Origin of the sequence: Agrobacterium sp. 33MFTa1.1, from assembly GCF_004328495.1 — a bacterium.
Lineage (GTDB): Bacteria > Pseudomonadota > Alphaproteobacteria > Rhizobiales > Rhizobiaceae > Agrobacterium > Agrobacterium pusense.
Genome location: NZ_CP036358.1, coordinates 141,454 through 164,909, shown reverse-complemented (window position 1 = coordinate 164,909; position 23,456 = coordinate 141,454). Strand labels below are relative to the sequence as shown.

At 59.7% G+C, this 23,456-nt stretch carries 23 protein-coding genes and 1 tRNA gene; 8 read left to right on the top strand and 16 right to left on the bottom strand.

Going from position 1 to position 23,456, the window contains the following annotated elements; translation table 11 throughout:
- Nucleotides 1-30: 30 nt before the first annotated feature.
- From visN to EYD00_RS00740, 11 genes are all read right to left on the bottom strand, one after another.
- Nucleotides 31-762 carry a transcriptional regulator VisN gene (visN, locus tag EYD00_RS00790; protein ID WP_004439885.1) on the bottom strand — a complete coding sequence of 244 codons (732 nt, stop codon included), beginning with the start codon at nt 760-762 and terminating at the stop codon, nt 31-33.
- Between the two features lie 372 nt (nt 763-1,134).
- Nucleotides 1,135-2,817: a flagellar basal-body MS-ring/collar protein FliF gene (gene fliF / locus EYD00_RS00785; RefSeq protein ID WP_004439882.1), complete on the bottom strand. Its 1,683-nt coding sequence runs from the start codon at nt 2,815-2,817 to the stop codon at nt 1,135-1,137.
- A gap of 128 nt (nt 2,818-2,945) precedes the next feature.
- Nucleotides 2,946-3,329, bottom strand: a complete 384-nt coding sequence (gene cheT / locus EYD00_RS00780) for a chemotaxis protein CheT (protein ID WP_004439880.1) — start codon at nt 3,327-3,329, stop codon at nt 2,946-2,948.
- A 13-nt stretch (nt 3,330-3,342) separates the two neighbouring features.
- Nucleotides 3,343-3,888: a chemoreceptor glutamine deamidase CheD gene (cheD, locus tag EYD00_RS00775; protein ID WP_004439878.1), complete on the bottom strand. Its 546-nt coding sequence runs from the start codon at nt 3,886-3,888 to the stop codon at nt 3,343-3,345.
- The gene (gene cheY2 / locus EYD00_RS00770; RefSeq protein ID WP_003503467.1) at nt 3,885-4,274 is read right to left on the bottom strand and encodes a chemotaxis response regulator CheY2; all 390 of its coding nucleotides are present in this window, start codon (nt 4,272-4,274) and stop codon (nt 3,885-3,887) included. Before cheY2 ends, cheD begins: the two co-directional genes overlap by 4 nt.
- Entirely contained in the window at nt 4,274-5,329 is a 1,056-nt protein-coding gene (gene cheB, locus EYD00_RS00765; RefSeq protein ID WP_004439876.1) for a protein-glutamate O-methylesterase CheB, read from the bottom strand. The genes cheY2 and cheB overlap by 1 nt, the downstream gene beginning before the upstream one ends.
- Complete coding sequence (cheR, locus tag EYD00_RS00760) at nt 5,326-6,234, bottom strand: protein-glutamate O-methyltransferase CheR (protein ID WP_004439874.1); 909 nt, start codon at nt 6,232-6,234, stop codon at nt 5,326-5,328. Before cheR ends, cheB begins: the two co-directional genes overlap by 4 nt.
- 13 nt (nt 6,235-6,247) lie before the next feature.
- Complete coding sequence (locus EYD00_RS00755) at nt 6,248-8,509, bottom strand: chemotaxis protein CheA (protein WP_004439872.1); 2,262 nt, start codon at nt 8,507-8,509, stop codon at nt 6,248-6,250.
- A 16-nt stretch (nt 8,510-8,525) separates the two neighbouring features.
- Nucleotides 8,526-8,891 carry a chemotaxis response regulator CheY1 gene (gene cheY1, locus EYD00_RS00750; RefSeq protein ID WP_004439870.1) on the bottom strand — a complete coding sequence of 122 codons (366 nt, stop codon included), beginning with the start codon at nt 8,889-8,891 and terminating at the stop codon, nt 8,526-8,528.
- The gene (locus EYD00_RS00745; protein WP_004439868.1) at nt 8,888-9,187 is read right to left on the bottom strand and encodes an STAS domain-containing protein; all 300 of its coding nucleotides are present in this window, start codon (nt 9,185-9,187) and stop codon (nt 8,888-8,890) included. Before EYD00_RS00745 ends, cheY1 begins: the two co-directional genes overlap by 4 nt.
- Entirely contained in the window at nt 9,187-10,782 is a 1,596-nt protein-coding gene (locus EYD00_RS00740; protein ID WP_234942492.1) for a globin-coupled sensor protein, read from the bottom strand. Before EYD00_RS00740 ends, EYD00_RS00745 begins: the two co-directional genes overlap by 1 nt.
- A 39-nt stretch (nt 10,783-10,821) precedes the next feature.
- Here EYD00_RS00740 and EYD00_RS25810 point away from each other — a divergent pair, with 39 nt between their 5' ends.
- The 8 genes from EYD00_RS25810 to mnhG all read left to right on the top strand — a co-directional run bounded on the left by EYD00_RS25810 (nt 10,822) and on the right by mnhG (nt 17,780).
- The gene (locus EYD00_RS25810; protein ID WP_161794457.1) at nt 10,822-11,217 is read left to right on the top strand and encodes a hypothetical protein; all 396 of its coding nucleotides are present in this window, start codon (nt 10,822-10,824) and stop codon (nt 11,215-11,217) included.
- A 79-nt stretch (nt 11,218-11,296) separates the two neighbouring features.
- Complete coding sequence (locus EYD00_RS00735) at nt 11,297-11,674, top strand: hypothetical protein (protein WP_034496075.1); 378 nt, start codon at nt 11,297-11,299, stop codon at nt 11,672-11,674.
- 105 nt (nt 11,675-11,779) lie between these two features.
- Nucleotides 11,780-14,698 carry a monovalent cation/H+ antiporter subunit A gene (locus EYD00_RS00730; RefSeq protein WP_004439862.1) on the top strand — a complete coding sequence of 973 codons (2,919 nt, stop codon included), beginning with the start codon at nt 11,780-11,782 and terminating at the stop codon, nt 14,696-14,698.
- Nucleotides 14,698-15,033 (top strand): Na+/H+ antiporter subunit C, encoded by a 336-nt coding sequence (locus EYD00_RS00725; RefSeq protein WP_003514993.1) that lies wholly within the window; start codon nt 14,698-14,700, stop codon nt 15,031-15,033. The genes EYD00_RS00730 and EYD00_RS00725 overlap by 1 nt, the downstream gene beginning before the upstream one ends.
- Nucleotides 15,030-16,676 carry a monovalent cation/H+ antiporter subunit D gene (locus tag EYD00_RS00720; RefSeq protein ID WP_004439856.1) on the top strand — a complete coding sequence of 549 codons (1,647 nt, stop codon included), beginning with the start codon at nt 15,030-15,032 and terminating at the stop codon, nt 16,674-16,676. Before EYD00_RS00725 ends, EYD00_RS00720 begins: the two co-directional genes overlap by 4 nt.
- Nucleotides 16,673-17,161: a Na+/H+ antiporter subunit E gene (locus EYD00_RS00715; protein WP_004439853.1), complete on the top strand. Its 489-nt coding sequence runs from the start codon at nt 16,673-16,675 to the stop codon at nt 17,159-17,161. The genes EYD00_RS00720 and EYD00_RS00715 overlap by 4 nt, the downstream gene beginning before the upstream one ends.
- Nucleotides 17,158-17,439 carry a K+/H+ antiporter subunit F gene (locus EYD00_RS00710; protein WP_004439850.1) on the top strand — a complete coding sequence of 94 codons (282 nt, stop codon included), beginning with the start codon at nt 17,158-17,160 and terminating at the stop codon, nt 17,437-17,439. Before EYD00_RS00715 ends, EYD00_RS00710 begins: the two co-directional genes overlap by 4 nt.
- Nucleotides 17,436-17,780 carry a monovalent cation/H(+) antiporter subunit G gene (mnhG, locus tag EYD00_RS00705; RefSeq protein ID WP_004439848.1) on the top strand — a complete coding sequence of 115 codons (345 nt, stop codon included), beginning with the start codon at nt 17,436-17,438 and terminating at the stop codon, nt 17,778-17,780. Before EYD00_RS00710 ends, mnhG begins: the two co-directional genes overlap by 4 nt.
- A 4-nt stretch (nt 17,781-17,784) precedes the next feature.
- Here mnhG and EYD00_RS00700 read toward each other — a convergent pair whose 3' ends face one another.
- From EYD00_RS00700 to EYD00_RS00680, 5 genes are all read right to left on the bottom strand, one after another.
- Nucleotides 17,785-18,426 (bottom strand): alpha-ketoglutarate-dependent dioxygenase AlkB, encoded by a 642-nt coding sequence (locus tag EYD00_RS00700; RefSeq protein WP_081859400.1) that lies wholly within the window; start codon nt 18,424-18,426, stop codon nt 17,785-17,787.
- A 513-nt stretch (nt 18,427-18,939) separates the two neighbouring features.
- Nucleotides 18,940-19,015: transfer RNA gene (locus EYD00_RS00695), tRNA-Phe, on the bottom strand.
- A gap of 283 nt (nt 19,016-19,298) precedes the next feature.
- Nucleotides 19,299-19,730 (bottom strand): hypothetical protein, encoded by a 432-nt coding sequence (locus EYD00_RS00690; RefSeq protein ID WP_034496077.1) that lies wholly within the window; start codon nt 19,728-19,730, stop codon nt 19,299-19,301.
- A gap of 155 nt (nt 19,731-19,885) precedes the next feature.
- On the bottom strand, nt 19,886-22,102 hold the full coding sequence (locus tag EYD00_RS00685; protein WP_004439841.1) for a 3-hydroxyacyl-CoA dehydrogenase NAD-binding domain-containing protein: 2,217 nt from the start codon (nt 22,100-22,102) through the stop codon (nt 19,886-19,888).
- Nucleotides 22,103-22,239: 137 nt separating this feature from the next.
- Nucleotides 22,240-23,448 (bottom strand): acetyl-CoA C-acetyltransferase, encoded by a 1,209-nt coding sequence (locus tag EYD00_RS00680; protein WP_004439838.1) that lies wholly within the window; start codon nt 23,446-23,448, stop codon nt 22,240-22,242.
- Between the last annotated feature and the right edge of the window lie 8 nt (nt 23,449-23,456).

The window sequence follows — 23,456 nt, the reverse complement described above, 5'->3', positions numbered from 1 at the left end:
TGTCTTTCGTCTGTACCATCCGTCCGACCATCATACGAGGTTGTTGCGCACGGCGTAGGCAATTGCCTCCGAGCGGGTTTTTGTCGCAGTTTTACGCATCACGCTTGTGATGTAATTATTGATCGTATTGCGTGAAATGCCAAGGATCATCGCAATTTCGTCACTCGTCTTGCCTTCCGCGATCCAGAAAAGGCACTCCAGCTCGCGCTCGGTGAGGTCGATATCGCGCACGGCTTTTGCCTCGCTGGCAATGCCGAAACTGACGCAATAGCCCGTCAGAAGCGCGATTTCACGCAGGCGTTCCGGCGACGGAACCGCTTCCTCGGGGAACAGCAGCAGGAGAGAAAGGCGAATGCGCCCCACGCAGAAAGACAGCGCGGAATACTGCCGGTCTATGCCATAGGGAACCGAAACGTCCTCTGGAAGCAAGAGCAGCCGCGGCTGCAGAAGCGAAAGGCATTTTTCCATTTCGCTCGAACGGTTCTGGCTATTGGCAAGCTCGACGCCCAACCGGCGCACCAGATCGAAAGGCCAATCGGATGTGACGATGAATTTAAGCCCGGTTTCTTCGAGAAGGTCATCCCGCGCCAGCAGGTAATGCGAGGCGCCAGCGTAAGTCACGAGCAAATCAAGCGCGCCTGCAACGTTACCGGCAGCAGCCGTGGCTGCGACGTTCTTGGCAAGCTGATCACGCGGCAGGGGCTTACCCATGCCCTCCATAGGCTTGGCAGACAGCCTGCGGATATCAACATCGACTTTCAATCGCCTACGCCCTCTTGCTCCCAGTGGGAGATTATACCTCGGGATGGAATCATTCCATTCGAGAAGCTTACCAAAATGGGACGGCAAGCCCCCGGAGACCGAATCATTTCATTTTATGGAACGGACTGGGATTTGCCATTACCTGACACCAGCCTTTCCACGTATTTCACCGTTCGTCTATTGCTAAAAAAACATACTGAAAAGCTGTTCAATCCATAAACGGCATTCTCAGCCAATTCCCAGCAAACTGTATCGTTGCTGAATTTTTTGTAAACACTGTCCTAAAACGAGATTGCCACGATGCGTCCGCCAAGGATAGCGAAAAGCCCAAAAACGGAAAAAAGGCCGGGTAAAACTCCGGCCTTTTCGATATTACGCTGCTTTTTCCACTGCCCATTTGCGCAGAATCTTGGCGGCTCTTTCCTCGCTGATTTCCACCATGCGGGAGAGCCTGCGTTCGGGCCCTTCGCGTACCCGGCGGTTGAAGGTGCCTTCGCCATCGCCGCCCGCCAGAAGATCGTCGGTGCTGTCGAAGCCGAAATCCGCCCCGAACCCTTCCATGAGACCGCCCGCGCCCGCATCCATGCCTGGAGAGAAGTCCGGCAGTTCGAGACCGGCGGCTTCCTGGCTGAGCTGGCCTGCGGCCGCGCCGTTGCCGGTAACCGTGCGGACCAGCGGGCGTACACCGAGCCAGACGACAAGGAAGGCGACGGCGACAAAGGCGAGGGAATTGATAATGCCAGCGGAATTGCGGCTCAGCACTTCCATGACACCCGGTCCGCTGGCGGCCTCGTCAAGCAATTGGGTTTCGAGGAAATCCATTGCAGTCAGGGTGACCATATCGCCACGGTCGGACGAAATGCCGGCGGCGGAGGTGACGATCTTCTGCATTTCGGCGAGGTAGGCGTCGATCTTGGCCTGATCGGCGGGTTCACCGACCATCTTTGCGATACGCCCCTTGTTGACGACCACCGCGACGGAAATCTTTTCGACCGTATAGCCGTTCTTCACCGTGGCGACCGTCTTGGAGTTGATCTCGTAGTTGGTCTGTTCTTCTTTCTTCGCCGATTCGTCCGACGATTGCGGCGTGCTGCCGCCGCCCTGAGGTGCGGCCTGCGGAACATTCTGCTCCACGGTCGCGGCCGTGTCGGGCTGCGTTTCCTGCGACTTCTGGTCTTCTTTGACGGTCCGCACCGACCGTTCGACACGCGATTCCGGATCGTAGACGGTTTCCTGAATCTGGCGGCTGTCGGTATTGAGCTGCGCCGTCACGCTCGAGCGGAAATTGTCCATGCCGAGGAAGGGCGCCAGCGCCTTGTCGATATTGGTCTCGATTTCCTGCTGAACGTTCTGCGCCAGCGTCAGCGAACGGTTCATGGCGGCATTGGTGACGTCGTCACCGGACGCCAGAAGCTGGCCCGTGGAATCGAGCAGGGTCACATCATCGACTTCAAGGCCGGGAACGGCCGATGCAACGAGGTGACGAATGGAAGCGGAGGCCTTGCGGCCGGCGGAGGCGCTCGCACGGATCATGACAGATGCGGTGGGCTTCTGTTCGCCGCGGCGGAAATTGCCGACGTCGGGCATGACGATATGCACGCGTGCGGCTGCGATGCCATCGATCTGCTGGATGGAGCGGCCGATCTCACCCTCAAGAGCGCGAACGCGCGTCACTTCCTGCATGAAGGAGGTCAGGCCGAGAGAACCGACATTGTCGAAAAGTTCATAACCGGCATTGGCGCTGTCGGGCAGGCCACGTTCAGCCAGAAGCAGCCGGGCCTTGCTGGTAAGCCCGACCGGGACCTGAAGGCTGGAACCATCGGTCCCCACCTGAAAGTCCAGACCCGACTCGGCGAGCGCAATGCTGATCTTGTTGAGGTCGCTCTTTTCAAGCCCCACATAAAGGGTCTCGTAAGCGGGACGGTTCACATAAAGCGCTGCAGCGAGGATAATGGCCATGGACACAACGCCCACGCCGCCCAACATCAGCAGCCGCGTCTGCCCCAGCGCCGCGACATTCTTCAAGACCTGAGGGATTTGATTTAACAGATTCATTCTGTTCCGCACCGTCATTCATAGAGTCCGAGACCTTTTGGCCCCGTGATGACAATAGGGTGCGAAGCTTGCGCGAGCGTTGCCTTTCTCCGCATTCTGCGAAGAGGCAGGCGCCGCTGGAAACAGCGCTAGAAGAGGTCGAAGTCGCCGGAGGCCTTGTCGAGCGGCTGGGAATGGCCGTGGCGGAAGGCCGCGCCGAGCGCCTTCTGCATTTCAGCAAGCTTGACGAGGCTGAGCGCGGTGGAGACATCCACGATCCAGTCGCCCGGGATGGAGCCGGTGATGGTGTCTATGAACTCGGCCAGGCCACGCGTCTTCTGGACCGCAAGGTCGATGCCCTGCAGCAGCTTGACGCCTTCGCTCGACAATTGGCCGCTGGTCACCTCAAGCAATTGCGGCTCGATGCGCTCGATGAGATAGGCGACATCGTGCAGTTCCGATACCACACGCATCAGAACATCCGGCAGGGCTTCTTCGAACGGAGTGGTGGCGGTGTGCTCTGCAAGCTGCATTGGTAACTCCGTACTAGAAAAATTCGATATCGTTGGCGACGGGTTTGGGCGCCGGCACCGGACGCGTTTCCATGGCCACCGTCTTCTGTGTTTCCGCGCCGCTGAGCGGATGCTGGCGGGCGCGGCCCGAGACCGGCCAGAATTCGATCTTGCGGCCATGTTCCCCGCCCGTGGAGGAGCTTATGACTGGAATGCCTTCATCCTTGAGAAACTTCATGGCGAATATGGCATTCTGCTCACCGACATTGGAGAAGCTGGCGATCGTCTTCGCGCCGCCGAAAATCTTGGCCTCCAGCCGGTCACGACGGGCGCCCTGCTTCAGCAGGCCGTTGATCAGAAGTTCCATGAGATGCACGCCATAACGCGTCGCATCTCCGCCGGTCACGCTACCGGTTCCCGGCAGCAGGAAGTGGTTCATTCCTCCAACGCCGGAAACGGGGTCTCTCAGACAGGCAGCCACGCACGAACCGAGTATCGTCGTCAGCACCACATCGGGATCGCTGACGACCTTATACTCGCCCTGAATGATATGTACGCGCTTGGCTGCAGCTTCAATCATTTCAGCGATCCGAAAACCGCTTCGATGGCAGCACGCATCTTGTCGATGGTGAAGGGCTTGGCCAGCACGTTGTTGGCGCCGAGCTGGGCAGCCTTCTGCACCAGCGCGCGGTCGCCCTGCGCGGTGAGAATGATGAAGGCGGCCTTCTTGGTGGTCGGATTGGCCCGCACGGCGTGCAGGAAACCGAGGCCATCCATCTTCGGCATGTTGAAATCGGAGATGACGAGATGATGGGGCTGCTGCTCCATGATCTTCATTCCCTGCTCGCCGTCACCTGCGGCGGTGATCTGCTTGAAGCCGAGCTGTGTCAGCGCATCGCTGAGGAGCAGCCGGCTGGTCACCTGATCGTCAACGATCAGAACTTTGATCTTTTCTGCGAGAGACATTAGTCAGCACCTTCTTTGCGGGCAGTGGTTAGTTTGAGGATTTCTTCGCCGATGGAGCCCAGCGGCAATTGCTGTTCAACCGCGCCTAACTCGTAGGCCACACGGGGCATGCCATAGACGACACAGGTTTTTTCGTTCTGGCCGACGGTACGCGCACCGGCATGGCGCATTTTCAGAAGTCCGGCGGCACCATCGCGCCCCATGCCGGTCAGGATGACGCCGACGGCGTTGCGTCCGGCAAGTTCGGCTACAGAGTCGAACAACACATCGACGGAGGGCCGATGGCCGTTGACGGGATCGCGCTCCACGAGCCGGCAGCAGGGCGCCGAACGATTGGCGATCTGCAGGTGACGCTCGCCGCCCGGCGCGAGGTAGATCTTGCCGGTCTGCAGGCGGGCGCCATCCGTCGCCTCTTCCACCACGGGAGCGCAGATGCGGTTCAGCCGTTCTGCGAAGCTCTTCGTGAAGGTGGGCGGCATATGCTGGGTAATTACGGTCGGCGGGCAATTGGCCGGGAATTTCTGCAGCACCGCGATCAACGCTTCGACACCCCCCGTGGACGAACCGATGGCCACGACCTTGCGCCCCGCACGATATTCGCTGACCGGAACCGGCTGCGGCGCGGCTGCGGCTTCCGGCCGCGCCGCACGGTAAGCAGCGTGTTGGGAGCGCGCGGCAGCCTTCACCTTGTCAGCCAGATCGCCGAAGGGGCGCGCATCGCCTGGTGCCGGCTTGCCGACACAGTCGAAGGCGCCGATTTCGAGTGCCGCGAGCGATGCGTCCGCCCCGCGATGTGTCAGCGACGAGACCATGATGACCGGCATGGGCCGCAGGCGCATGATCTTTTCGAGAAACTCCAGCCCGTTCATTTCCGGCATCTCGATGTCGAGTGTCACGACATCGGGATTGAGCTGCTTGATGGCGGCACGCGCTTCCATGGCGTTGCCGGCCTGCCCGACGACCTCGACCTCCGGATCGGCCTTGAGAACAGCCGAAATCAGGCCGCGCATGGTCGGACTATCATCGACGACGAGTACCCGTGCGAGTGCGCTCATGCCTTCCTCCCCGAAGCGTGACCGATGTAGCGATAGGTGGTGATACCCGTATTATCGAACAGGTTCTTGGCGTCACCGGAGACACGTTCGGAATGACCGATATAAAGATGACCACCTTCCGGCAGCAGGCCTGCAAAACGCGACCAGATGCGCATCTGCGTCGGCTCGTCGAAATAGATGACGACGTTGCGGCAGAAGATGACGTCGAAATTGCCCTTGAAGGGCCATTGCGTCATCAGGTTCAATTCATTGAAGGTGATGAGGCGCTTGACCTTGTCGTCGATCTGGAACTTGCGGCGGCCGCCAGCATCCACTTCCGTGAACCATTGCTTGCGCATGGCGGGAGACACGGTTTCGAGCGCATTATCGTCATAGACCCCGGCACGGGCCTGCGCCAATATCTTGGGGTCGATATCCGTGGCCAGGATTTTGAAGTCGTAATCGGCTGCATTCGGAAACATGGCGAGCACGGTGAGCGCTATGGAATAGGGCTCCTGTCCGTCGGAGCAAGCGGCGGACCAGATGCGAACACGCCCGCCGCTCTTAGCCCTTGCAATGAGGCCAGGAAGAACCTCGTCACGCAAATGTTCGAAATGATGGTTTTCGCGGAAGAAGCGGGTGAAATTCGTGGTCAGGTGCGACAGCATTTCGCGCCGCGCCTGCGCGCCATCTGGAGATGACACCAGAACACAATATTCACGAAAGCCCGAAAGGCCGAGATTGCGGATGTGTTTCGACAGGCGGGAGTAAACCAGCGACGCCTTGGTGTCGTTGAGATAGATGCCCGCATCGGCATAGATCATCGCCGCGATTTCCGAGAGGTCACGTCTCGTCAGCGGGTATTCACCGCTGGCAAGAACGTCATCCGGAGACTGGCGCTGGTCGTTGAAATTAAGTGCTGCCATGAATGATCCGCTTTCAACCCGCCGCCGCGAGCGACATTTCCTGCTTCAAGGGCTGTCCGCGCGAGGCGCTGACGATGGCATCGACATCCAGAATGAGAGCGACGCGCCCGTCGCCGAGAATCGTTGCGGCGGCAATGCCCGGAACATGGGTATAGTTGGCCTCCAACGACTTGATGACAACCTGGCGCTGACCCTGGATCGCATCGACCATCAGGGCACGCTGGCCGCCGCCTTCCGATTCCACCAAAAGAGCAACGCCTTCGACCGGATCGGCCTGGGTCGGGCGGAAATTCAGCACGCGGCCGACATCCACCAGCGGGCAGAAGGAGTTGCGGATGGAGATCAGCCGCTGGTTCGCACCGAAGGAGTGAATGTTCTTCGCTTCCGGCTGCAGGGTTTCCACGATCGCGGTCAACGGCACCACCAGCGTCTGGCCGGCAACCGTCACCACCATGCCGTCGAGAACGGCAAGCGTCAGCGGCAGGCTCATGGTGAAGGTGGAGCCTTGGCCGGGGCGCGAGGAGATGTTGATGCGACCGCCGAGCGCCTGAATGGAGCGCTTGACCACGTCCATGCCCACACCGCGGCCGGAAATGTCGGAAATCTTGTCGGCGGTCGAGAAGCCGGGGGCGAAGATGAGATTGTCGATCTCTTCATCCGTCAGGTTCGCATCGGCAGCGATGAGATCGTTGTCGATCGCCTTCTGGCGCACGCGCTCGCGATTGATGCCGGCACCGTCGTCCTGAAGCTCGATAAGGATGCGGCCGGAGCGGTGTTTGGCCGAAAGCTTGATAGTGCCTTCCGGGTTCTTTCCAGCGGCTTCGCGCCTTTCGGGCGTTTCGATGCCATGATCAACGGCATTGCGGATCATATGCGTCAGCGGTTCGGCCAGCTTGTCGATGACCGTCTTGTCGACTTCGGTGTTCTCACCTTCGGTGACAAGACGGATCTGCTTGCCGATCATGTCGGCGACTTCGCGAACGATACGCGACATGCGCTGGAACACCGGTTTTACCGGCTGCGCACGGATCGCCATGACGCTGTCCTGGATTTCGCGCGTCAGCTGCTGCAGCTCGTCGAGACCCATATTGACGGCTGACGTACCGCTCGCATCGTTTTCGATGACGCTCTGCGACAGCATCGCCTGATTGATGACGAGCTCGCCGACGAGATTGATCAGGCGATCGACACGGTCGAGATCGACGCGGATGGTCTGGCCGGCACTTGCATTGGCAGCGGCATTGGCGTTTGCCTGCGCTGCGGCAGGTGCTGCCGCAGCTTCACGCTTTTCGATGGCGGCATTGACGCTCTGGGCGATCTGCGTCGTTGCGACGGCCGTTTCGACAGCTGCCGCAACATAAGACGCTTCCGCCGTGGCGACTTCAACAACGGGCTGCTCTTCCGCGCCGCTATCAAGCGCCGAAAGGTCGAACGGCACGGGGATCATCGGGAGTTCTTCCTCGTCGGCAGCGGCCTCCGAAAGAACTGGCGTGATTTCGAGATCGCAATCCCATTCGGCAAATTCGAAGACGCTGCGGATACCTTCTTCACCCTTGTCGGTCGTGATCGAAACCGTCCAGGAGAGATAGGATGCTTCAGGATCGAGTTTGTCGAGCGAAGGCAGCTCGGACATGTCGCAATTGATGCTCATCTCCCCAATGCGGGAAAGATCGCGCAGCAGAAGTGCCGCCTCGTTGCCCTTTGAATAAAGCGATGCATGCGGCTTGAAGGTGATCTGGAAGGATGGCGCTTCCATCAGCGGCGTGGTTTCGTCGGCAAAGTCCGTGAAGGAGAAGGGGATCGGCTCGAAGCCGCTCTCATCCGTCGGTTTGGCCTTCACGGGTTCCGGCGCCTTTACTGCGACGGGAGCGGGCGCGGATGCCGGAACGGCTTCGCCGTTTGCCAGCGCCTCCAGTTCCTTCACGAGGCCACGGGTGCGGCTTTCATCGACGCTGCCACCGTCTCTTGCGGCATTGGTGAGGTCTGCCAGCACGTCGGCAGAGCGCAGCATGACTTTGAGAACATCCTGCGTCGGTTCCAGCTTATTGGAACGCACGCAGTCGAGGGTCGTTTCAAAGACGTGCGCAAAGGCCACGAGATCATCGAGACCGAAGGCACCTGCCCCGCCCTTGATAGAATGAACGGCACGGAAAACGGCGTTGACGGTTTCCGGATCACGGTCGCCGTCATTCAATTTAAGAAGCCCCGATTCCAGTTCGGCGAGCTGCTCCTCGCATTCCTGGAAAAAGATTTCCTTGATTTCGTTCATATCCATCGTGAAATGTCCCGTATCAGGCGGTTACGCGCTCAATGGCATCGATGAGTTTGGCAGGGTCGAACGGCTTGACGATCCAGCCCGTCGCACCGGCCTGGCGGGCGCGGTTCTTCTTCTCTGCATCGCTTTCGGTCGTCAGAACGAGGATAGGGATCGCCCGGTACTTTTCGTTGCGACGAACACCCTCTATGAAACCGAAACCGTCGAGACGGGGCATGTTGATGTCAGTCACGATGACGTCGGGGTTGCTCTGCTCGAGCACTTCGAGGCCCTCGACGCCGTCTTCGGCCTGAATGGTTTCGAAACCGGCATTGTTGAGCGTGACCAGGAGCATGTTCCTGATCGTCCGGGAATCATCCACGGTAAGAACTTTTTTCTTCACTTTTGCATCTCCTTCAGGAGCAAATGATCGATATCGACGCCTATCAGTTTCATGGTCTTGTCGAATGCATCGGACACGCTGGCAAAGCCGAAGCGTTTGCCGTCCTCTTCCCAGGATTTGGCGCCGGCCATGAGGACCTGCGCACAAAGGGCGCCGATACGTTCCACCTCTGACGCATCCACCGACAGCGGTGCTCCCCGCAACGTCATCAGCTTGCCGTGCAGGGCCGATGCTTCGTTGAGGTCCAGCACCGGTGACAGTTTCAGCGTCGCCTCAGCTGCTTTTCTGGCTGCCATTACATGACTCCCTGACGTCTGAATTGTTGGTAATCCTGGCGGTAATCCGTGCGGCTATCCTCACGGGCCATAAATGATGATTGCTGCCGATCCGCACCGGTGGCGGCAGCGAAATGTTCCTGGCGGGCAATACGAAATTCGCGCACGGTGCGGCCGAGTTCCAGAATGACGGTTTGAAGCGTGTCGGCCTCGGAGGCGCTCGCGCTGATATCGACGGCATTGCGGTCCGCCTGCCGTTGCTGCCCGCCAATATCGGCGGCAACAGACTGCAGTTCGCCGGCCTGCTCGGCCGTAAGCCGCGAGACTTCAGCGATCATCTCGTTGATGCCCGAGACCTGCCGGACGACGCCGCCGATCGCGTCCTGTGTGCGGTTGACCATGCGGACGCCGCCCTCGACCTGGGTCTTCGTGGTTCCGACAAGGCTCTTGATCTCCCTTGCGGCATCTGCAGACCGCTGGGCGAGCGCCCGGACTTCCTGCGCGACGACAGCGAACCCACGACCGCTTTCACCCGCACGCGCCGCCTCGATGCCGGCATTGAGCGCGAGAAGGTTGGTCTGAAAAGCGATCTCGTCAATCGTGCCGATGATCCTGCCGATCTGTTCGGCGGATTGTTCGATGTCCGACATGGCGTCGATCGCCTCGCCGATCGCACGGCCGCTTTCGACCGCCGCGTCGCGGGCGCTCGAAACCGCCTTTTCCGTCGCCGCAATGCGAGCGCCGTTTTCGGCAACGTTCCCGATCAGTGCCTGAATCGCATGCGAGGTTTCGGCAAGGGCTTCGGCCTGCTGGCGTGAACGCTCGGCAATGGAACGGCCGATATCGGCAAAACGTCCGCTCAAGGCCTCGGCCTCGCCGACGCTGTTATGGGCCGCCGTCAACGACGCGCCTATGGTTTCAAGGGCCGTGTTGAATGTTGTCGCGACATCCCGATAGGCGTCTGGAACGTCACCGTCTATCCGTGCGTGCAAATCGCCTGCCGCAAAAGCTTTCAACGCGACGCCGAAGAGGTTTGCCGCTTCAGCCCGGTCATTGTCGCGTTGTTCCTGAAGTTCGCGGCCATGACGCAGGCGTAGTTCATTAAAGCGCAGCGAGACCGCTATCTCGGTATCGACCATCACAAGGCGGACGACATTCTTTACCGCTTCGGCGAGCTCACGGCTCTTCTTGCGGCTACCCGGCAGGATGGATCGGGGTGCGTGTTCCGCCACCAGTCCACCAACGAGGTGCTCCAGAACGACAGCGTGGCTGGCGATTTGCCAGCGCGGATCGAGACCCATGCGGCTGGCATTGTCGGAAAGCACCTTCACCCGCTCGGCATAGAGCGCATCGAAACGTGCATCCGTCAAAACGCTCCAGTGCGACGATTGCAGATCGTGCAGGCGTTCGAGCTGGTTTTCGCTGTCGAAGGACGGGGAACAGTCCGGCATGGACTGGAAACGGGTCATCACATCGCGCAGGCCGGCCTTGACGTAAGGCTCCAGCATGCCGCGATAGCTGCGCAGGAAGTCGGATTGCGTCTCATCGAGGCCGGCAAAACGCAACCGCCCCGCCAGGCTTCCGCCTGCCGATCTGCGCGCTTGATCTGATGGCAAGTCCTGCCCCAACCGACGTCCCCAACAACATGACGGCCGGTGAAACCCGGCCAATTTGCCAAGGTTCAGAACGCCAGCACCCTGAGGGGATTTTTGAACGAACACACCCATCGCGGACGATGCGGCATCGACGCTTGCCAGACCTTCTTGAACCAAGAAACGAAATACCGGATCGGCACCGGTACGGCAGTGCGGCGTCATGCCTGGAAGGGGAGAGACCCCATTCCGCCGTGGAAATACCACCAATCTTTATGGTTAATTCCTTGCTTGAAAGTTAAGAAACGCGGCGTTGCGGGTCAAACGGTAAAATTTGTAAAGTCTTTTAACGGCCCCTGCCCCGACTTTGCCGCAAATGAGCAAAAACAAAAAGGAATCGAGCGCTTCGGGCGGTTTTTCCGGCCTGTGTGCTGGACAAGCGCGGGTGGCTTCCCCTAAAACAAATCAACGGGATATTCGCGCAGCGGTGATGCTTTAAAGAGACGTTTTCGATCAAGGAGATGCCAACTTGCAATGGATGGAGAAAGGCCGCAGTTCGAGGCGCCATCCGCAAGTGCTGATCGGTCTCGTGGTCGCCAGCCTTCTTCTCATGATCGGCTTCCAGGCGCCTTCGGGTATCAAGCCGCTTTCCAAGACCAGCCGCCTCGAACGCATGCAGACCGTCGATCTTGGCCGCTCCCTTTCGCTTCGCGACAAGGATTGCGACAACGGCGGTGATTTCGGTTGCCGGTCAGGCAATGCGGCCCCGGGTATTGGTCAGGACGCGTTTTCCTTAACCGCCGTCAGTGTTGACCTTGACGCAAAGACGCGGCTCGTTGCTGTTGCCGTCGCGCCACAAGCGTCCCGAGACTTTGCCAGCGTGGTACCACGCGCGCCTCCGCATCTTATGTACTAGTCATTCCGGCGGTCATCATCATTGGATTCATTGGAATCCTGAGGGATTGGAGTCGTCGGAAATCCGCCGCAAGCTCCCATTCCAGAGAGAAAACCGCCGCCGCATATGACACTTGCAACCATTCTTCCTTTTATTGTCGCATTGCCCTTCGTCGGCGCACTCCTGACGGCGTTCATGCCGCGCGAGGGTGCTGCTGCAGCTCCCGCTTCCGTTGCGGGGGCAGTTGCCCTTTTCGGGCTGGTCAGCAGTATTTTCCTTTATACCAGCGTCAGCGGGGGCGCCGTTCTTAAATACGATGTGGAATGGCTGCCGCAGCTCGGTTTGAACTTCACACTGCGGCTCGACGGATTTGCCTGGATCTTCTCGATGCTGATTACCGGCATCGGCCTGCTGGTGGTGCTTTACGCCCGCTACTACATGTCGACTGAAGACCCCATACCGCGCTTCTTCGCCTTTCTTCTCGCCTTCATGGGTTCGATGCTCGGCGTCGTCCTATCCGGCAACGTCATTCTGCTGTCCATCTTCTGGGAAATGACGAGCATCTTCTCATTCCTTCTGATCGGCTACTGGCACCAGAATGCCGGCGCCCGCGACGGCGCTCGCATGGCGCTGACAGTGACGGGGATTGGTGGCTTCAGCTTGCTGGCGGGTCTGCTGATCCTCGGTCACATGGCCGGCAGCTACGATCTCGACAGGATCATCGAGGCAGGCGCCGCCATTCGCGCGCATCCGCTTTATGTGCCTGCGCTCATTCTTATTCTCGGCGGCGCTCTGACGAAGAGCGCGCAGTTTCCCTTTCACTTCTGGCTGCCCAATGCCATGGCGGCACCAACACCCGTTTCCGCCTATCTCCACTCGGCTACCATGGTGAAAGCGGGTGTTTTCCTGCTTGCAAGGTTCTGGCCGGTGCTTGCGGGCACGCCGGAATGGTTCTGGCTGGTCGGCGCGGCCGGCGTCATAACTCTGCTGCTCGGTGCCTATTTCGCCATGTTCCAGCAGGATCTGAAGGGATTGCTGGCCTATTCCACCATCAGCCATCTCGGGCTCATCACCACGCTGTTAAGCCTTGGCAGCCCGCTCGCTGCGGTGGCGGCCATCTTTCACATGGTCAACCATGCCACCTTCAAGGCCTCGCTCTTCATGGCGGCCGGCATCATCGACCATGAGACCGGAACACGTGACATGCGGCGGCTGAGCGGGCTCTATACCTATATGCCGGCAACGGCGACACTCGCCATGGCGGCAAGTGCGGCCATGGCCGGGGTTCCTCTGTTCAATGGGTTCCTCTCCAAGGAAATGTTCTTTGCCGAGGCCGTCGAAACCCATGCCGACTCGCTTCTCGACCGGGCGCTGCCCTATGTGGCAACATTATCCGGCGCATTTGCCGTCGCCTACTCGCTGCGCTTCATTCACACGGTGTTCTTTGGCCCCAAGCCAGTCGATCTGCCAAACCCCAATCCGCACGAGCCGCCGCGCTGGATGCGGTTTCCGATCGAATTCCTCGTCTTCGCCTGCCTGATCGTCGGCATCGTTCCGAGCCTTTCCATCGGCCCGTTCCTGCATACGGCCGTGCTTTCCGTTCTCGGCGCACAGACACCCGTGTACAGCCTGTCGATCTGGCACGGTTTCAATCTGCCGCTGATCATGAGTATCGCGGCGCTGATCGGCGGGGTAACGATCTACGTCCTGCTCGGCGGTTATTTCTCGCGCTGCGATGACGGTCCGCCGATCTTCCGGCATTTGCGGGGTCAGCGCATCTTCGAGCGCATTCTCGTCACCGTGTCCTGGAAGTGGGCGCGGTGGCTGGAAAGCACGCTCGGCACCCGGCGCCTGCAGCCGCAGCTGAGGCTTCTTATCCTCGTGGCGCTTCTTGCCGGTTTCTCGCCGCTCTTCCTTTCGGAATTCTCCCTGTCGCTGCCGCGGGTAACAACCTTCGATCCGATCTTCGCCATTCTGTGGCTGATCGGTATGATTGCGGCCATGGGTGCTGCCTGGCAGGCGAAATATCATCGCCTCGCAGCCCTTGTCATGCTCGGCGTTTCGGGGCTCGTCACCTGCCTCACCTTCATCTGGCTTTCCGCACCGGATCTGGCGATTACCCAGCTTTTGGTGGAAATCGTCACCACCGTTCTCATCCTGCTCGGCCTCAGGTGGTTGCCGAAACGCTTCGAAAAAGTGGACAGCAGCGACGAGTTGCCGGCGCAGCTTCGCCGTGCCCGCGATTTCCTGCTGGCCGCCGCCAGCGGCATTGGAATGTCCGTCATCGCCTATGCGGTGATGACGCTGCCAGTGCCGAATGCCATTGCGACCTATTTCCTTGAACGCGCTTACAGCGAAGGCGGCGGCACCAATGTGGTCAACGTCATCCTGGTCGATTTCCGTGGCTTCGACACCTTCGGCGAAATCGCGGTTCTGGCCATCGTGGCGCTCACCGTCTTCGCGCTGCTTCGCCGTTTCCGTCCCGCCCATGAAAGCATCGGACTTCCGGAACAGCAGCAGATGCAGAACGCCTTCGATGCGGAGCGCCCGGATCGCAGCAAGGGCGATACCGTTCGCGACTATCTCTACGTGCCATCCATCGTGATGCAGTGGATGTTCCCCGTCATCATCACCTTTTCCATTTTCCTCTTCATGCGCGGCCACGATATGCCGGGCGGCGGTTTTGCGGCCGGTATCACCATGGCGATCGCCTTCCTTCTGCAATATCTCGCCGGCGGGGCGCGCTGGGCCGAGGACCGCATACGCATCCTGCCGCTGCGCTGGATGGGCTTTGGCCTCTTGATGGCGGCGGCGACGGGTATCGGCTCGTGGTACTTCGGCTACCCGTTCCTGACCTCTTATTTCCAGTATACGGAGATACCCTATATCGGCAAAATGCCGACGGCTTCCGCCCTGCTGTTCGATCTCGGCGTCTTTTCGCTGGTCGTCGGCTCCACCGTTCTTATTTTGATAGCACTGGCACACCAATCGTTGCGCAACTACCGCGTTCGCACGCCTGACGCCGCAAAAGCGGAGGACGTGTAATGGAACTCATTCTTTCAATCGGCATCGGCATCATGACTGGCTCCGGCGTATGGCTCATCCTGCGCCCGCGCACCTATCAGGTCATCGTCGGGCTTTCGCTTTTGTCCTATGCCGTGAACCTGTTCATCTTCGGCGTCGGCGGCATCAAGACCAACGCACCCCCGGTGCTGGTGAACGGCGTCGACAGTTCGACGCTTGCCGACCCGGTGCCGCAGGCGCTGGTGCTGACCGCAATCGTGATCGGCTTTGCCACGACAGCGCTTTTCCTCGTCGTGCTGCTCGCAGCGCGCGGCCTCACCGGCACTGACCATGTGGACGGGAGGGAGTCGAAATGATGTCGTTCCCCTTCCACATCGTCATCGCACCCATCCTGCTGCCGCTCATTACCGCCGCGCTGCTGCTGTTCTTTGACGAGCGCCAGCGTGTGGCCAAAGCCGCGATCAGCTTCACCTCCACGGTGCTGCTGCTGGTGGTTGCGATTCTGCTGTTTCGCGAGGTGAACTCAACCGTTAATACCGAGATCGCTGCTGTGGTTTCGAGCGGCGTCTATCTGCTCGGCAACTGGCCGGCACCCTTCGGCATCGTGCTCGTCGCCGACCGCCTGTCGGGCCTGATGGTCCTGTTGACCGCATTGCTCGCCATTCCCTCGCTCATCTATTCGATGGCGAAATGGCACAAGGCGGGCGCCCATTTCCATTCGCTGTTCCAGATGATGCTGATGGGCGTCAACGGCGCGTTCCTGACCGGCGACCTCTTCAACCTCTTCGTATTCTTCGAAGTGATGCTGGCGGCATCTTACGGGCTGCTGCTGCATGGCTCCGGCCAGCAACGCGTCAAGGCGGGGCTGCACTATATCGCCATCAACCTCGTTGCCGCCTTGTTTTTCCTGATTGGCGTCAGTCTGATCTATGGCGTGACGGGCACGCTGAACATGGGTGATCTCGCCCACCGGATCGAGGGGCTGAACCCCGACCAGCGCATGCTGCTGGAAACCGGCTCGGCCATCCTCGGCATCGCGTTTCTGGTCAAGGCCGGCATGTGGCCGCTGAATTTCTGGCTGCCCTCCGCCTATGGTGCGGCATCTGCACCGGTCGGCGGGCTATTCGCGATCATGAGCAAGGTCGGCATTTATGTCATTGCCCGCCTGTCCTTCCTGCTGTTCGGGCAGACGGCCGGGGAATCGGCCGGTTTCGGCCACGATGCGCTGCTGGTCGGCGGCATCGCCACCATCATCTTCGGTGCCATCGGGGTTCTGGCGTCGCAGGCGCTGGGACGGCTTGCCGGCTTTTCGGTTCTGGTCTCATCTGGAACGCTGCTTGCAGCCATGGGTACCGGCAATCCCACGGTGGCGGCCGGCGCACTTTATTACCTTGTCAGCTCCACCCTCACCATCAGTGCCTTCTTCATGCTCATCGAACTTGTCGAGCGCGGGCAGGATGCGGGCGCAAACGTTCTTGCCGTAACCATGGAGGCTTATGGCGAAGGCGAGGAAGAAGACGAGGAAGAGGAAATCGGCGTGACCATGCCTGCCACCATGGCCGTGCTGGGCGCATGCTTTGCCGCCTGCGGCATCCTGCTCGCCGGCCTGCCGCCGCTTTCCGGCTTCATTGCCAAATTCTCGATGCTATCGGCCATTCTCAATCCGTCCGGTCTCGGCGCCAATGACAGCATCTCCACCCTGTCATGGTGGATCGTCTTCCTGATCGTCTTTTCCGGCTTCGCTTCACTGATCTCGATGACCCGTGCCGGCATCCGCACTTTCTGGGCCTCCATCGAAGGTACCGTGCCGCGCGTGCTCGTCATCGAAATCGCACCCATCATGCTGCTTCTCGGCCTGACACTCGCCATGACCGTTCAGGCGGGGCCGGTGATGCGTTACATGCAGGAAACAGCGCGCATCCTCGATCTGCCCGCGAGCTATATCCAGGGCGTCATTTCCGCGCCACGGGCGGGCGGCAATCCGGAGGCAGAGCCATGATGAACCGTGTCCTGCCCTACCCGCTACTGACCGTTTCCCTGATCTTCTTCTGGATGACGATCAACAGTTTCTCGCCGGGGCATCTGCTGCTCGGAACTGCGGTGGCGCTCATCGCTTCCTGGGCGATGGCGTCGCTGAGGCCGGCAAAACCCCGCATTCGCAACTGGCATCGGCTGGTGCAGCTGATCCTTATCGTGCTTTACGATATCGTCAGGTCCAATCTCTCGGTTGCGAAGATCATTCTGTTCAGGCGCGAAAGGGACCGCAAATCGGGTTTTCTGGCCGTGCCTCTCGATATACGCGATCCCATGGCGCTGGCCGTTCTAGCGACAATCCTCACCTCGACGCCGGGAAGCGCCTGGCTTGAATATAATTCCAGTCAGGGCACGCTCCTGCTCCACGTCCTCGACGACGTGGACGAGGCCGCGTGGATAAGCCTCATCAAGAACCGATATGAAAAACTGCTGATGGAGATATTCGAATGAGTTCGATTATCCTTTTCTGGTCCTTTTCGCTGGCGCAGCTGATGCTGGCCATTGCCATGACGATTTCGGTCTATCGCATCGCCATTGGCCCGCGCGCGCAGGACCGGGTGCTCGGCATGGACACGCTCTATGTCAACGCCATGCTGCTGCTGCTGACCTTCGGCCTACGCACCGGCAACGACATCTATTTCGAGGCATCGCTGCTGATCGCCATCCTGGGCTTCGTGTCCACCGTCGCCCTTTCCAAATTCCTGATGCGCGGGGAGGTCATAGAATGAGCAACGCCGCCGAATTTCCGCTCTGGGCCGCCATCGCCGTGGCTTTCTTCGTCCTCCTCGGCGCCTCCCTGACGCTGATCGGCACTATCGGCTTTGCCAAGCTCAACAGCTTTTATGAACGCCTGCATGCGCCCACACTCGGCACCAGCTGGGGGACCGGCGGCATCGTCATGGCCTCCATCATCTATTTCTCCGTCTCCGGCGGCCGCTTCGCTTTCCACGAAATCTTCATCGGCATTTTCATGACGGTGACGACGCCGGTTTCCCTGATGCTTCTCGGCCGCGCTGCACTTTATCGGGACCGGGCGGAGCAGAATTCAGATAACCGGGAGCATTTATAATTGCTTAGGTGCGCGTTGAAGCAGTGACTTTACGAAAAGTCAGGGAAATCCTCCTGCTTCGAACGGTCTTTACCCCGTTCACAATATCCGATTTGCGAGCCGGAATTTCGTGAGTCCAATGATAACGCCCGGAGCCCATGAGCAGGACACCTGAGCGGGGCTGAAGCACAACGCCACATGTGCCGGATCCGCGCAAATCGCGGAAAACCATCTCGCAAGCGGATAGAAGGCTTATCGACACGATTGTATCGTCGAAACAGGGGACACAATCGACATGCGCGCTGATCCCCTGCCCTGGAAAATATTCGTTCGCGATAACCTGATCAGGCAAGCTCTCGCAGTGGCCGTCCCTCACTAATCTTCTGGCGAATACGCCCAGCCATGGCGGCAAAGGCCCGAGATAGGCATCCGGCGCAACTGCGCGGGCTTTATAGTCATACCGATAACCGAAATGCTGCACACGACGCTTCAGTTCCGTGCTCCACCCCCCGGAATCCAATATGGTTGCGGTGGCAGCTTCCTCTTGCGGCGAAAGGAAGTCACCGAAATATATGACCCGGGCGGTAAAGAAGATGGAATTACAGTATGATCCATTTGCGGGCTGTTCTCCCTTTACGATGAAAAACGTGTGTTGCAAACTCGTCATTCTCATCTAGCGCAGAGGTGCCGTCATCTTTCGTTTTATGTGTGCGTATCCCGGATAGTCGGAAAACTGAAACGGGTACGCAACCGGTCTAGCAAAACCACTGCGTTCAGCAGCCCGATCCATATCAAAGGCTCCATCGTAGTGAGAACTGTTTACGACAGTAATTGCAACTTTGCCGGAGCTCAAAAGATGGGCTGCGGCACTCCCAAGAAAACGGCGATCAATTTTGTTGTCACGAGCATCTCACGCCAAACGGTCACCGGAATGGCAAATCGCCAAGCTGGGCAAAAAATCCATTAAGCAAAGGTTAAGAATCTGCCAAACATCTGATATTTCTGGGATAATGTTAGCGGATGAAATACACTCACCCAAAAAACATATTTACGAGGATTTTCGCCTACCCGCCCACGAGGCAAATGTTTATTGCCATTATGGCTATCGTTGAATCTCACAAGATTAGGTCGGATCGGTCCGAACACGCACCTATATAAATTTATCAGTCTGGAGATTTAATGGTGCCCGGAGGCGGATTTGAACCACCGACACGCGGATTTTCAATCCGCTGCTCTACCAACTGAGCTATCCGGGCACTTCAGGTCCTTGAAGAACCTCCGCTTTTCGCGGTCGGGGTCGTTTGCGCCCCGAAAGTGAGCGGGGTTATAACATCTTGTTCGAACATGGCAAGCGCCCTTCCGAAGTTTTTTGACAGTTTTTTCACGGCGCCTGTGGATGGCTGGAAAGAGCGCAGGGCGAAGGCCGGTTCACGCAGGAAAACTCATTGTATGGCCTCCTGATGCCAGAGCGCATTTGCCCGCGTCATGTTTGCGAGGGACCTATCCTGGCCGGTGGCGGGCGCAGCATGGCAGGTGGGGCTATACCCCTTCGCGGCGCCGTGCTGCGAAACCAAGCGCGAAAGGCACCACGGCTACCAGCGCCGCCATGACGGGCGAAGACGCAAAGATGCGGCTTGCAAGTGAGGTGACGGCTACGGAGCGCACGACCGTCATCAGGCGGGAATTCTCGCGGTCGCGCTCATGGTGGGGCTGTGCGGGCCTGTGGCGGGACATCTCGGCCGCCTCAAGCCGCCTGACATCACGCCGGATCTTTTCGACCTGTTGGCGAAGCTCGTCCAGTTCGGCACGCAGCGCCGGGTCGACGGTATTGGCGGCAGGTGTCCTCCTGGCTGCGGTTTTTTCCACCGCCTCTTCGGCGGCCACAGCTTCCGCCTCTTCGTCCAGTTCGGCCAACTCGTCGTCCAGGTCTGATGGCTTATCGAAACCGTGGGATCGCAGTGGTGCTTTCATCGCTGTCTCCTGAGGCGTGCTGAATTGCGGCGGCGGGCGCTTTTGCCCGGTCAGACTTTCCAACGCCTCAGCCCGGCAAAGGATGCATGGAAAGCGGGTAGACAGGCATAATAAAACAGGCCCCGAAGGGCCTGTTCAATCATCTCACTGGAGCCTCAGGCCGCCTTCGCGGCGCTGGCATAGGGATCGAAGCGACCGTAGAAGGTCTCGCCCTTGGCGGCCATCTCCTTCAGCAGCGGCGTTGGCTGGAAGCGCGTTCCGTATGTCTCGCTGAGCTTTTCGGCGAGCGCGACGAAGCTCTTCACGCCCATGCCGTCAATGTAGGACAGCGCGCCTCCGGTATAGGGCGCGAAGCCGAAACCGAGGATGGAACCGACATCCGCCTCACGCGGATCGGTGACGATGCCCTCTTCAACCGTGCGGGCGGCTTCCAGCGCCACGGTGACGAGGAAGCGCTGCTTCAGCACCTCCATATCCACGTCTTCAGGCTTCTGCTGCGGATAGAGGTCCTTCAGGCCAGGCCAGAGGGACTTCTTGGCGGGCTTTGGCGGGTAGTCGTAAAAGCCCTTGGCGTTCTTACGGCCAAAGCGGCCCTCGCCTTCCACCAGCTTCTTCACCAGCTCCATATGGCGCGGATCGACCGCCTTTTCGCCGAGATCGGCGACGGTGGCTTTCAGGATCTTGTAGGAAAGATCGATGGCCACTTCGTCGTTCAACGCCAAGGGGCCGACCGGCAAGCCGGCGAATTTCGCTGCATTTTCGATCATCGCGGGCGGCACGCCTTCGATCAGCATGTCGTAGCTTTCGGCCATGTAACGCAGCACGCAGCGATTGACGAAGAAGCCGCGGGTGTCGTTGACGACGATCGGGGTCTTCTTGATCTTGGCCACATAATCCAGCGCGACGGCGAGCGCCTTGTCGCCGGTTTCCTTGCCGAGGATCACTTCCGTCAGCATCATCTTCTCGACCGGCGAGAAGAAGTGGATGCCGATGAAATCGGTCGGACGCCTGGAGTTCTTTGCCAGCCCCGTGATTGGCAAGGTGGACGTGTTGGAGGCAAAGATTGCGCCTTCGGGCAAAACGGCTTCCACGGCTTCGATGACGGCTTTCTTCACGTCGCGGTCTTCAAAGACGGCTTCGATGACGAGATCCGCATCAGATAATGCAGTGTAATCCGCCGTTGGGGTGACGAGATCGAGCAGGGCCTTGCCTTCATCCTGCGTCAGCCTGCCCTTGCCGATGGCGGCCTTGACGCTTTCCTCGCAATGGCCCTTGCCCTTGTCTGCGGCTTCCTGATCGCGATCCACCAGCGTGACGGGAATACCCGCTGCGGCGGTGACGTAAGCGACGGCCGCCCCCATGAAGCCCGCGCCGACGACGCCGACCTTTTTGAACTCCGTCTTGGGCTGGCCGGCCGGACGGCGCGCGCCCTTGCCCAGCTCCTGCATGGAAATGAACAGCGAGCGGATCATGCCGAAGGCTTCCTTCGAGCGAAGGATTTCGGTGAAATAACGCTGCTCCACCTTCAGCGCCGTATCGAAAGGCAATTGCAGCCCTTCATAAACGCATTTGAGGATGGCGAGTGCGGCCGGATAATTGCCGGCACTTTCGCGGCGGAGGATCGCCGGAGCGGCGGGCCACAGCTGGGCAGCCGCAGGCGTCCAGATGCCGCCGCCGGGGGCCTTGAAGCCCTTCTCATCCCAGGGTGCTACCGGCTTCAGGCCGTCCTTGATCATCTGCTTTGCAGTTGCGACCAGCTGATCCGGCTCGACTACCTGGTGCACCAGCCCCATGGCCTTGGCGCGTGCGCCGGTCAGCGACTGGCCTGTCGTCATCATCTGCAAGGCAGATTGTGCATCGGTCAGGCGCGAGACGCGCTGGGTGCCGCCAGCGCCCGGGAAGATGCCGACCTTGACTTCCGGCAGTGCGATCTTGAGGTTCTTGGCGCTGGAGGCCACGCGGCCGTGGCAGGCGAGTGACAGTTCGAAAGCGCCCCCCATGCAGGTGCCGTTGATGGCGGAGACCCAGGGCTTGCCGTTGGTCTCGATCTTGCGGAACAGGCCGGTCATGCGGCCCACCAGCTCGAACAGCTTTGCTGCCGCCTGATCCGGGTTCTTCGTCTTCTCGTCATTGTAGAAGGAGAACATCGACTTGATCATCGACAGATCGGCGCCGCCGGAAAAGGTGCTTTTGCCCGACGTGAAGACGACGCCCTTGACGGCGCTATCGGCGACGGTGGCGTCGAGAATGGCGTTCAGCTCGTCCATCACCTCTGACGTGAAGACGTTCATGGACTTTTCCGGCATGTCCCAGGTGACGAGGGCAATGCCGTCTGCGTCCGTCTCGATGGTGAAATTGGTGTAAGTGCTCATTTGGGATTCCTCTTCCCTGAATCGTAATGGCCGCTTCGCTTTCCTCGTCATCCTCGGGCTTGACCCGAGGATCCAAGCACCGGGATAGATCCTCGGGTCAAGCCCGAGGATGACGGAAGCGGGCCGTAGCCGCTGCCTTAAACCCGCTCGATGACGGTTGCTGTACCCATGCCTGCACCGATGCAAAGCGTCACGAGCGCGGTGTTCAGATCGCGCCGTTCCAGCTCATCCAGCACCGTCCCGAGGATCATCGCGCCGGTTGCACCCAGCGGATGACCCATGGCGATTGCGCCGCCATTGACGTTCATCCGGTCGTGATCGATGTCGAAAGCCTGCATGTAGCGCAGGACCACAGCGGCGAAGGCTTCGTTGAGTTCGAAGAGATCGATATCGGCAAGCGACATGCCGGTCTTTTTCAGCAGCTTTTCGGTTACGTCAACCGGGCCGGTCAGCATCAGCGCCGGGTCGGAGCCGATATTGGCGAAAGCCTTGATACGGGCACGCGGCTTCACGCCCATTGCCTCGCCGCCCGCTTTCGAACCAACCAGCACGGCGGCGGCACCATCAACGATGCCGGATGAGTTGCCGGCGTGATGGACGTAGTTAATCCGCTCCACTTCCGGATGCGCCATGATGCCGACAGCTTCGAACCCGCCCATTTCGCCGGGCATCTGGAAGGACGGGTTGAGCGAAGCCAGCGCCTGCATATCGGTGCCGGGGCGCATGTGCTCGTCGCGGTCAAGGATCGTCAGGCCGTTCTGGTCCTTCACCGGAATGACCGATTTGTTGAAATAGCCCTTTTCCCAGGCATGCGCGGCGCGCTTCTGGCTTTCGACGGCATAGGCATCGACATCGTCACGGGAAAAACCGTATTTCGTGGCGATCAGATCGGCCGACACGCCCTGCGGCATGAAGAAGGCCGGAAAGTTGACCGAGGGGTCCATGTACCAGGCGCCGCCCGACATGCCCATACCGACGCGCGACATGCTTTCGACACCGCCGGCGATGACGATATCGTCCGAACCGGCCTTGACCTTGCCGGCTGCGAAGTTGATGGCATCGAGACCGGAGGCGCAGAAGCGCGAGATCTGCATACCCGGCGCCTTGTTGGAGTAACCGGCCTCGAAGGCGGCGGCCTTGGGGATGACGGCGCCGGCATCCATGACAGGATCGACACAGCCCATGATGATGTCATCGACAGCGGAAGTGTCGAGCCCGTTGCGGTCGCGGATGGCTTCCAGCGTCTTGGCGGCAAGGCGAACGGACGGCACCTCATGCAGGCTGCCATCCTTCTTGCCGCGTCCGCGCGGGGTGCGGACATGGTCGTAGATAAATACGTCGGTCATAACTCTCT